The organism is Xenorhabdus sp. Sc-CR9 (genome assembly GCF_963897815.1).
Classification (GTDB): Bacteria; Pseudomonadota; Gammaproteobacteria; order Enterobacterales; family Enterobacteriaceae; genus Xenorhabdus.
In genome coordinates, this window is record NZ_CAWQTY010000078.1 from 1 (window position 1) to 1,134 (window position 1,134).

Below are 1,134 nucleotides of genomic sequence, written 5' to 3' on the forward strand. Positions count from 1 at the left end.
CGCCCTGCTGCGCCGTGGTGGGCGTTAAACGCCGCTTCTATGGCTTTAGCGTGAGATTGTCCGTCTGCGTGCTCGTGGAACGTCCGTGCGCGTGTCATGGGGATGTTTAGCAGTCTGACCAATTGCCCTGCCTTAAGTCTTTTCCCTTCTTCCCTGACGTAACTGTCTAAGTCGATTTCGCCCGTACTGATAACCAGTGTTTTAAACCGGATGATTTCACGGTTGCCGCCGTCCTTCGCGCCTTGGAGTTTGCCCAGTCCGTTAAAGAGCGCGTAGGCTGAGTTAGCCACGCCTCGGCGGTCGCTGTTCTGGCCTATCTCGTCCAGTGGCATGAGGCCGTCATTGTGTGCGGCTGCCTCGTTCAGTAAGCCAAGTTGCGTACCGTACCACGTGAGCTTAAGAGCCTCTGGCTCACCGTACAGGCTGCTGGCAACGCTCTGTGTGGTCGTTTTCCCTGCCGTAGACGGTTCGTAGAAATGCACCCCGAACCCACTCGCGTTAACCAGACCGATAACAGGCGCTGCCAGTGACGCAGCAATAGCGGTCATCATGGACGGGTTGCCGTTCGCCAGACGTGCTACGGTGTCACGCCAACTTTTAGATGTTCCTGTCACCTTATAGCCTTTGGCTGCTGCTGACCGACCACCAAAAATAACAGGCACGTCTGGCGTACCGATAACCTCGCCGGAGGGCAAAATATACGCCCCATACTGCCAACCTGTTTTATCGGACACGCGCCAGCGTTCTTTGGTTGGGGTACATTGCCACCAGTCCGCCAGATTCGCTCTGAGGCCGTTTTTAGTGGTGACTTTCATTCCTCCCGCCTTGATGCGTCTCCATCCTTCACGTTCGCCTATAATCGACATGGGGATAGCGTCTGTGCGTGTAGCCCCGCCACTGGCAGGCTTCCAGCGCATAATTATGTATTCTTCGTAATCGTCGTACCCGATGCCCAGGACAGACATCGGAGAACATAGCCAAGCATCGCTATAACTGATTGCGCCGCTACGGTCTAATTTGGGGGTAATCCAGTAGACGCCACCGTCACGCAGCTCAGCCCACGGCTGTAATGGGTCATCGGGTTTTTGCTGTTCTGACACGGGTTCTCGCTCCGTTGGCTCCGGCTCTACTGGC

General features: G+C 55.9%; 1 protein-coding gene. It reads right to left on the reverse strand.

The features are described 5' to 3' along the window. On the reverse strand, positions 1 to 1,134 hold a 1,134-nt coding region (locus tag AACQ81_RS03985), incomplete at both ends, for a DUF927 domain-containing protein (RefSeq protein ID WP_237388486.1).